The sequence below is a fragment of the Streptomyces sp. NPDC056486 genome, assembly GCF_042795295.1.
Taxonomy (GTDB): domain Bacteria; phylum Actinomycetota; class Actinomycetes; order Streptomycetales; family Streptomycetaceae; genus Streptomyces.
Genome location: NZ_JBHTSF010000247.1, coordinates 1 through 9,362, shown reverse-complemented (window position 1 = coordinate 9,362; position 9,362 = coordinate 1). Strand labels below are relative to the sequence as shown.

Below are 9,362 nucleotides of genomic sequence, written 5' to 3'. Positions count from 1 at the left end.
GTCGTTCAGCGGCCCGCTGGGGGCGCGGTGGAGGTCAGTTGACGGAACCCGGTCAGTTGACGGAACCCATCATTTCCTTGACCTTCTTGCGGTTCAGATAGATGCCGAAGCCCGCGATGACCGCGATGACCGCCTCGACGGTGACCGCACCCGACGTGTTCAGGTTGACCCCGAGCTGCGGCGAGGTCAGCAGGCCGGTGACGGAGTCGCCCGCGGTGACCGCGAGGAACCAGACACCCATCATCTGAGCGGTGTACTTCGCCGGGGCCATCTTGGTCGTGACCGAGAGGCCGACCGGGGAGAGGCAGAGCTCGCCGACGGTCTGGATGAAGTAGATCGCCACCAGCCACATCGGGCTGACCTTGCCGCCGTTGTTGGCGGTGTCGATCAGCGGGATGAGGAAGACGAGGAAGGAGATGCCGATCAGCGTGAGGCTGGAGGCGAACTTGACCGCCGTGCTCGGCTCCTTGCCCCGCTTGTTCAGCCACAGCCACGCCGAGGCGACCACGGGGGCGAGCGCCATGATGAAGATCGGGTTCAGCGACTGGTACCAGGAGGTCGGGAAGTCGAACCCGAGCAGGTGGTTCGTCGTCGAGCCCTCGCCGAAGATCGACAGGGTCGAGCCGTTCTGGTCGTAGATCATCCAGAAGACGGCGGCGACGATGAAGAACCAGATGTAGCCCGAGAGCTTGGACTGTTCGAGGTTCGTCAGCTCCTTGTCGCGCTTCATGCGGACCAGGACGGTGACCGGGATGACCAGACCGGCGATGGTGAGCGGCATCAGCGCCCAGTCGGCGAAGTTGCCGGTCACGGCGAGGAACGTGTAGAGCACGACGGCCACGATCAGCCAGATCAGGCCGGTGCGCAGGGCGGACTTGCGCTGCTCGACCGTCGCGGGCTTGGAGACCACGCTGCTCTCGCCGCTCAGGTGGCGCGAGCCGAGCATGAACTGGGCGAGGCCGAGCGCCATGCCGATCGCGGCGAGCGCGAAGCCGAAGTGCCAGTTGACGTTCTCGCCCACGGTGCCGATCGTCAGCGGGGCGAGGAAGGCGCCCATGTTGATGCCGATGTAGAACAGCGTGAAGCCACCGTCACGGCGCGGGTCCTCCGGGCCGTCGTAGAGGTGGCCGACCATCGTGGAGATGTTCGCCTTCAACAGGCCCGAGCCGAGCGCGACGAGCGCGAGCCCCGCGAAGAAGGAGGCCGAGCTCGGCAGCGCGAGCGTGATGTGGCCGAGGATGACTACGCCGGCGCCGATGGCGACCGTCTTGCGTGGTCCCCAGAAACGGTCCGCGACCCAGCCGCCGGGCATGGCGAGCAGGTAGACCATCGACATGTAGACGGAGTAGATCGCCGTCGCCGTCGTGGCGCTCATGCCCATGCCGCCAGGGGCGATCAAGTACAGCGGGAGCAGTGCCTTCATGCCGTAGAAGCTGTAGCGCTCCCACATCTCGGTCATGAAGAGTGTGGCCAGGCCGCGGGGGTGGCCGAAGAAGGTCTTCTCAGAGCCAGGGGTACCGGCGGAGTCCTTCGTCAGGCTGGACGCCATGGGTCGATCCTCGTGGGTTCGGGACGCGCGGCAAGAGCGTGTGCGCGCCCGTGTGGGGGGCGGTCGGCACCGGGGTCATACCGCCCACACCCCCACGCCCGGGGGGAGTTCGCCCTCCGTGTCGGGGAAGGCGCAGGTACGGCGACTCCGAGATCCACGCCCTGGCGCAAGCTCACGCGCAGGGCCCGACCACAGGTCATTCCTTTCGAGGCCGGCAGAAGCCGGCCCGCACATAAAAGTGACCTAAGGCCGCACAGCGGGCCAAAGGTCCTTGTGTAGTGCATCAGGCGTTGGGTCACCATACGCCATGTCAAGGGAGCATATGGAAGGACTTGAGAGATGGATCACAGGTTATGGTGGAACCGGCGCCCACATTCGAAGGTGATCCACAGGATCGCACCCCAGAGCCGCAGGCGTCGACCGCCAGCTGGCGATCACCCCACGATGGTCGTCCGGCGCGGACTACCATCACCCCATGACCCGTGTACTGCTCGCCGAGGACGACGCGTCCATCTCGGAGCCGCTGGCCCGTGCCCTGCGCAGGGAGGGGTACGAGGTCGAAGTGCGTGAGGACGGCCCGACCGCCCTCGACGCCGGGCTGCAGAGCAGCGTCGACCTTGTCGTACTCGACCTGGGGCTGCCCGGAATGGACGGCCTGGAAGTGGCCCGTCGCCTCCGTGCCGGGGGGCACACCGCGCCGATCCTCATCCTGACCGCACGCGCCGACGAGGTGGACACCGTCGTCGGCCTTGACGCGGGCGCCGACGACTACGTGACCAAGCCCTTCCGCCTCGCCGAACTGCTCGCCCGCGTCCGGGCCCTGCTCCGGCGCGGGGCCACCGAGCCGCAGCAGGCGCCTGCCACGCACGGCGTGCGCATCGACGTCGAGTCGCACCGCGCCTGGATGGGCGAGGAGGAGCTCCAGCTCACGGCCAAGGAGTTCGACCTGCTCCGGGTCCTGGTCCGCGACGCGGGGCGGGTCGTCACGCGCGACCAGCTGATGCGCGAGGTCTGGGACACGACGTGGTGGTCGTCCACCAAGACCCTGGACATGCACATCTCTTGGCTGCGCAAGAAGCTGGGCGATGACGCGGCGAACCCGCGGTACATCGCCACGGTGCGGGGCGTCGGTTTCCGCTTCGAGAAGAGCTGACCCTCGCCCCTGGGCGCTGGGCAGTGCCCCGTCAGGGGCGCGGGGCTGTGACATGTGCGGCTCCGCCGCGTGGGCGTGCTCAGCCGTAGACGGCCCGCAGAGGCCAATGGTCCGAAACCCGGCAGACGCGTCTGCCTGTCGCGGCCACTTGGCGGCTGCGGGCACGACGTGGTTGCTCGCGCAGTTCCCCGCGACCCTGACGGGGCCTCTGCCAGTGTCCGATCCGGGACACTGGGGACATGCGCCGCCGTTTGATCAACAGCACCCTCGCCGTAGTCCTCGTAGTGATCGCAGTATTCGGGGTGAGCCTCGTCATCGTGGAGACGAGGACCATCAGCACCAGCGCCCAGGACCGCGTCACCAGCGAGGCGTTCCGCCTGGCCAGCATCGTCGACAGCAGGCTCATCAGCGACGAGAAGATCGACGCCGACATCCTGCGTGACGTGGCCGCGGTCGACACCGACCGCTACGTCCTCATCGAGATCCCCGGCCGCGCCTCCGTCGAGATCGGCACCCGCCCCACCGGCGACGTCATCCACGACACGGCCAAGGGCGAGGAGGGCGAGAAGGTCACCGTCGAGGAGCCGCGTACCGCGGTCACCCGGGAGGTCGGCCGCACCCTGCTGATCATCGGCGCCGTGGCCCTGCTCGCGATCATCGCCGCCGTACTCCTCGCCGTACGCCAGGCCAACCGTCTGACCTCGCCGCTCACCGACCTCGCGGAGACCGCCGAGCGCCTCGGCTCAGGTGACCCGAGGCCCCGCCACAAGCGGTACGGGGTGACGGAGCTCGACCGCGTCGCGGACGTCCTCGACGGCAGCGCCGAGCGGATCGCCCGGATGCTGACCGCCGAGCGCCGACTCGCCGCCGATGCCTCGCACCAGCTGCGTACGCCCCTGACGGCCCTCTCCATGCGCCTGGAGGAGATCACCGTCACCGAGGACCTGGACACGGTCAAGGAGGAGGCCACGATCGCGCTGGCGCAGGTCGAGCGCCTCACCGACGTCGTGCAGCGGCTCCTCACGAACTCACGTGACCCGCGCACCGGGTCCGCCGTCTCCTTCGACCTGGACGAGGTCATCAAGCAGCAGCTCGAAGAGTGGCGCCCCGCCTACCGCAGCGCGGGCCGCGCCATCGTCAGCTCGGGCAAGCGGCATCTGCGGGCCGTGGGCACACCGGGCGCGGTCGCGCAGGTCCTCGCGGCGCTCATCGAGAACTCGCTCATGCACGGCGGCGGCACCGTGGCCCTGCGCACCCGCGTCACGGGAAACCAGACGGTCGTCGAGGTCACGGACGGCGGCCCCGGCGTCCCCGCCGATCTCGGCGCGCGGATCTTCGAGCGGACCATCAGCGGCCGCAACTCGACGGGGATCGGCCTGGCGGTCGCCCGGGACCTGGCAGAGGCCGACGGCGGCCGCCTGGAGATGCTGCAGACCAAGCCCCCGGTGTTCGGCCTGTTCCTGTCGCGTACGCCCCCGCAGAAGCGGGCCCAGGAGATCGAGGAGACGGTGCGCTGATCGGGGGGACGGTGCGCTAGCGCGAGCCGCGAGGCGCTAGCGCGTGCCGCGAGCCGCGGGGCGCTTCTCGTCGGACGCCGCGGCCTTCGTCCCGTCCTCCAGGAACGATTCCGCACGGGCGACGGCATCCCGGGCGGGCAGCGTCTTGAAGACCCAGGTGCGGTAGGACCAGAAGCGGAAGCAGGTGGCGATGCCGATGCCCACGAACTTGAAGATGTTGCGCTGGAGCGGGCTGTCCCAGTCGAAGCCGTAGATCGCCGCGTACAGGACGCCGTTCTCGATCACCAGGCCCACCGCGCTGAACATCAGGAACAGCGTGAGCTCCTTGGTGCGGGAGCTCTTGTCGCGGTCCTTGTACGTGAAGTACCGGAAGCCCACGTAATTGAAGGCGATGGCGACGACCGTGGCGATCACGTTCGCGCGCACGGCCTGCAGCTCCGTCATGTGCCACAGCAGGTTGGACACGCCGAAATTCACCAGTGTGCCCAGCGCCCCCACGGCCCCGAACTTGGCGACTTCGCGCGCGATCTGCTCCATTCGCACCCGTAGTGCGCCACGTTCCGTCATGGTGGTCGCCCCAACCCCCGTCGTCTGTTCGTGCCGGTCGTTCCGGTCCCGATCGTCTCGTCGACGACATCGGTCCTTCGGTCGCGTCAACCCAGCCATGCTAACCAGCGACTCACATCAGTCGCGCGTGGACCGCTCCACACTGTGGCGGCTCTGTGACGGGAGAGCACGTTCGGTGCGCGGAATCCGGCCGTGACCGGGCGTTCCCGGGTGGCTGATACAGGCCGATACCCTGGGGGTGTGACGTTCCCGGTAGTCGGCATGGTCGGCGGAGGTCAGCTCGCTCGTATGACACACGAGTCGGGCATCCCGCTAGGCATCAGGTTCAAGCTCCTCAGTGACACCCCTCAGGATTCCGCGGCGCAGGTCGTCAGCGATGTCGTCATCGGCGACTATCGCGACCTCGACACGCTGCGCGAGTTCGCGAGGGGCTGCGACGTGATCACTTTTGATCACGAACACGTACCCACCGAGCATCTACGGGCCCTGGAGGCGGACGGCATCCCCGTACGTCCGGGGCCCGACGCGCTGGTGCACGCCCAGGACAAGGGCGTGATGCGCGAGAAGCTCACGGAGATCGGCGTGCCGTGTCCACGCCACCGGATCGTGCGCGATCCGGCCGACGTGGTCGCCTTCGCGGCCGAAGGATCTTCGGAGGGTTCTTCGGGTGGCGACGGCTTCCCCGTGATCCTCAAGACGGTGCGTGGCGGCTATGACGGGAAGGGGGTGTGGTTCGTCCGTTCCGTCGAGGACGCCGAAGATCCCTTCCGGGCCGGTGTCCCGGTGCTCGCCGAGGAGAAGGTCGACTTCGTGCGCGAGCTCGCGGCGAACGTCGTCCGCTCGCCGCACGGCCAGGCCGTGGCCTATCCCGTCGTCGAGTCGCAGCAGGTCGACGGCGTCTGCGACACGGTGATCGCGCCCGCTCCCGGCCTCTCGGAGGACCTCGCGGGCGCGGCGCAGGAGCTGGCCCTTCGCATCGCCAAGGAGCTCGGCGTCGTCGGCCACCTGGCGGTCGAGCTCTTCGAGACGCGCGACGGCCGCATCCTGGTGAACGAGCTCGCGATGCGCCCGCACAACTCGGGCCACTGGACGCAGGACGGGGCGATCACGTCCCAGTTCGCGAACCACGTGCGCGCGGTGCTCGACCTTCCCCTCGGAGACCCGCGCCCGCGGCCGAAGTGGACGGTCATGGTCAATGTCCTGGGCGGCGACTACCCGGACATGTACCAGGCGTACCTGCACTGCATGGCGCGCGACCCGCAGCTGAAGATCCACATGTACGGCAAGGACGTGAAGCCGGGACGCAAGGTCGGCCACGTCAACACCTACGGCGATGACCTGGACGACGTGCTCGAACGCGCGCGTCACGCGGCCGGCTATCTCAGAGGAACGATCACGGATTGACCTCGCCTCCTCCCCGCGGTGTCCCGCGGGGAGGAGGAACCACGGCTCGCGCCGTGACGATTCCTGTTTCGCTGCCGACTGCCCGCCCGGAGGTGTTCCGTTGGGGTCTTACACCGGCTCCACAGGCCGACACCGCCAGCCCGGCGGCCAGAATGGTCTTGGCGGCATTGTGGTCCCGGTCGTGTCGGGTGCCGCAGCCCGCACACGTCCACTCCCGGACGTTCAAGGGCAACTTTCCGCGGATCAGGCCACACGCGGAGCAGGTCTTGCTCGACGGGAAGAAGCGGTCGACCGCAATTATTTCGCGCCCGTACCAGGCGCACTTGTACTCCAACTGCGAGCGCAATTCCGCCCACGACGCGTCGGAGATCGCACGTGCGAGGGTGCGATTACCGAGCAAATTGCGGACGGTCAGATCCTCGATCACGATCGTTTGGTTCTCACGAACGAGCCGAGTGGTCAGTTTGTGCAGAAAATCCCGACGTCGGTCGGCGATCTTTGCTTGGACGCGCGCCACTTTGACGCGGGCTTTTTCCCGGTTCTTGGAGCCTCGCTGCTTTCGGGACAGTTCCCGTTGCGCTCTGCTGAGCCGAGCGCGGTCCTTCTTCTCGAACTTGGGGTTGGTGATCTTCTCCCCGGTGGACAGCGTCACCAGGCTGGTGACGCCCGCATCGATGCCCACCATCGCACCCGTGGCGGGAGCCGTGGTGATGGCGCTCTCGACGAGGAGAGAGACGAACCACCGGCCCGACCTGTCTCGGGACACCGTGACCGTGGAGGGTTCGGCCCCTTCGGGGAGAGGGCGCGACCACACGATCGGCAGCGGACCGCGCATTTTTGCCAGGGTGAGTTCTCCGTCCCGGAATCGGAACGCGGAGCGGGTGTACTCCGCAGAGGCCCTGGATTTCTTCTTCGACTTGAAGCGTGGGTGCCGGGCCCGCCTGTCGAAGAACGCGGAGTAGGCAGTCTGCAAGTGTCGCAGCGACTGCTGAAGCGGTACCGACGAGACCTCGGTCAGAAACCCGTGTTCCTCGGTCTTCTTCCATTCCGTGAGCAACGCCGAGGTCTCCACATAGGAGACCCTGCGGTGCTCCACCGTCCACGCCCGCGAACGGGCGTCAAGTGCCAAGTTGTAGACCTTGCGTACGCAACCGAAGGTGCGCGACAGCTCGGCTGCCTGCTCCTCGGTCGGATAGAAGCGGTACTTGAACGCCCGCTTCACCGCCTTGGTCTCCATGCCTTACACGTTAGAGCTTCTGATGTGAGCTTGTCCGGCAGTCTGCGGAACTTGCCACATGGCGAAGGAAGATGAGCCGTCCCCGCGCCGCTGACGGGGCCCTACCCACTCCTTTCGGCTGGAGCCGGAGGGGTTTGCAAGGAGATTGAGATGAGCCCAGTAGTTGGCATTGTCATGGGGTCCGACTCCGACTGGCCGGTCATGGAGGCCGCGGCCAAGGCCCTCGACGAGTTCGAGATCCCCTACGAGGTCGACGTCGTATCGGCGCACCGTATGCCCCGCGAGATGGTCGCGTACGGCGAGGAAGCGGCGGACCGCGGCCTCAAGGCGATCATCGCGGGCGCGGGCGGCGCGGCGCACCTGCCCGGCATGCTGGCGTCGGTGACGCCGCTGCCGGTGATCGGCGTGCCCGTCCCGCTCAAGTACCTCGACGGCATGGACTCGCTCCTGTCCATCGTGCAGATGCCCGCGGGCGTTCCGGTGGCGACGGTCTCGGTGGGCGGCGCGCGCAACGCGGGCCTCCTGGCGGCGCGCATCCTGGCCACGCACGACCCCGAAATCCTCGGCCGTATGCGGGAGTTCCAGCAGGAGCTGAACGAGCAGGCCACGGAGAAGGGGAAGCGCCTTCGCGCCAAGGTCGAAGGCGCGGGTTCCGGTTTCGGCTTCGGCTCGGGTTCGGGTTCGGGTTCGGGCTCCCGCTCGGGTTCGGGGAAGTGAGCGGCATGACTTCACTCGATGACGTACGCGCCGACGCCCGCGCCCTTCTCGCCGACTTCCCCGTGGTCGACGGTCACAACGACCTGCCCTGGGCGCTGCGCGAGAAGGCGGGTTACGACATCGACCGCCTCGACATCGCGTCCGACCAGACGGGCAACCTCCACACGGACATCGCGCGCCTGCGGGCGGGCGGGGTCGGTGCGCAGTTCTGGTCCGTCTACGTCCGCACGGACCTGACGGGCGACGCGGCGGTGAGCGCGACGCTCGAACAGATCGACTGCGTCGACCAGTTGCTCACGCGCTACCCGACGGACCTGCGGCGCGCGCTGACGGCCGCGGACATGGAAGCGGCGCGGGCAGAGGGCCGTATCGCGTCCCTGATGGGCGCCGAGGGCGGCCACTCCATCAACAACTCCCTCGCGACACTGCGGGCGTTGCACGCGCTCGGCGTCCGCTACATGACGCTGACGCACAACGACAACATCGCGTGGGCGGACTCGGCGACGGACGATCCCGGCGTCGGCGGCCTCTCCGCGTTCGGCCACGAGGTCGTACGCGAGATGAACCGCAGCGGCATGCTCGTGGACCTCTCCCACGTGGCGGCGACGACGATGCGGGCGGCCCTGGACACCTCCGTGGCGCCGGTGATCTTCTCGCACTCCTCGTCGCTAGCGGTGTGCGACCACCCGCGCAACATCCCGGACGACGTCCTGGAGCGCCTGCCCGCGAACGGCGGCGTCGCGATGGTCACCTTCGTACCGAAGTTCGTCCTCCAGGCGGCGGTCGACTGGACTGCGGCGGCCGACGAGAACAGGCGGGCGCACGGCTTCCACCACCTGGACACGACGCCGGAGGCGATGAAGGTCCACGCGGCCTTCGAGGAGTCGACGCCGCGCCCGGTCGCCACGACCGCGACGGTCGCCGACCACCTCGACCACATGCGCGAGGTCGCGGGCGTCGACCACATCGGCATCGGCGGCGACTACGACGGCACGGCGTTCACGCCGGACGGCCTCGACGACGTATCGGGCTACCCGAACCTGATCGCGGAGCTCCTGACCCGCGGCTGGTCGAAGGCGGACCTGGCCAAGCTGACGTGGCAGAACGCGGTCCGCGTACTCGGAGCGGCCGAGGACGTGGCACGCGACGAGCAGTCCCGGCGCGGCCCGTCGAACGCGACGCTTCAGCAGCTGGACGGCTGACAGCTGAACACGGAGG

7 protein-coding genes and 1 pseudogene are annotated in these 9,362 nt (G+C 68.2%); 5 read left to right on the top strand and 3 right to left on the bottom strand.

Going from position 1 to position 9,362, the window contains the following annotated elements; translation table 11 throughout:
- Window positions 1–52: 52 nt before the first annotated feature.
- A complete protein-coding gene (locus tag ACFQ7F_RS43650; RefSeq protein ID WP_383284558.1) occupies window positions 53–1,549 on the bottom strand; it encodes a peptide MFS transporter in 1,497 nt (498 codons plus the stop codon).
- 475 nt (window positions 1,550–2,024) lie between these two features.
- Here ACFQ7F_RS43650 and ACFQ7F_RS43645 point away from each other — a divergent pair, with 475 nt between their 5' ends.
- Both ACFQ7F_RS43645 and ACFQ7F_RS43640 read left to right on the top strand, forming a co-directional pair.
- Entirely contained in the window at window positions 2,025–2,702 is a 678-nt protein-coding gene (locus tag ACFQ7F_RS43645) for a response regulator transcription factor (RefSeq protein ID WP_383284555.1), read from the top strand.
- A gap of 239 nt (window positions 2,703–2,941) precedes the next feature.
- On the top strand, window positions 2,942–4,219 hold the full coding sequence (locus ACFQ7F_RS43640; protein ID WP_383284552.1) for an ATP-binding protein: 1,278 nt from the start codon (window positions 2,942–2,944) through the stop codon (window positions 4,217–4,219).
- Window positions 4,220–4,255: 36 nt separating this feature from the next.
- Here the strand turns inward: ACFQ7F_RS43640 and ACFQ7F_RS43635 are convergent, their stop codons facing one another.
- Entirely contained in the window at window positions 4,256–4,786 is a 531-nt protein-coding gene (locus ACFQ7F_RS43635; RefSeq protein WP_383284548.1) for a GtrA family protein, read from the bottom strand.
- A gap of 240 nt (window positions 4,787–5,026) precedes the next feature.
- On the opposite strand from ACFQ7F_RS43635, the gene ACFQ7F_RS43630 reads away from it, so the two are divergent.
- Window positions 5,027–6,190, top strand: a complete 1,164-nt coding sequence (locus ACFQ7F_RS43630) for a 5-(carboxyamino)imidazole ribonucleotide synthase (RefSeq protein WP_383284545.1) — start codon at window positions 5,027–5,029, stop codon at window positions 6,188–6,190.
- A 51-nt stretch (window positions 6,191–6,241) separates the two neighbouring features.
- Here the strand turns inward: ACFQ7F_RS43630 and ACFQ7F_RS43625 are convergent.
- Window positions 6,242–7,427 (bottom strand): annotated as a pseudogene (locus tag ACFQ7F_RS43625) (RNA-guided endonuclease InsQ/TnpB family protein); the annotation flags it as partial.
- A 150-nt stretch (window positions 7,428–7,577) separates the two neighbouring features.
- Here ACFQ7F_RS43625 and purE point away from each other — a divergent pair.
- Both purE and ACFQ7F_RS43615 read left to right on the top strand, forming a co-directional pair.
- A complete protein-coding gene (gene purE, locus ACFQ7F_RS43620; RefSeq protein ID WP_383284542.1) occupies window positions 7,578–8,144 on the top strand; it encodes a 5-(carboxyamino)imidazole ribonucleotide mutase in 567 nt (188 codons plus the stop codon).
- 5 nt (window positions 8,145–8,149) lie between these two features.
- Complete coding sequence (locus ACFQ7F_RS43615; protein ID WP_383284539.1) at window positions 8,150–9,346, top strand: dipeptidase; 1,197 nt, start codon at window positions 8,150–8,152, stop codon at window positions 9,344–9,346.
- Window positions 9,347–9,362: the final 16 nt, after the last annotated feature.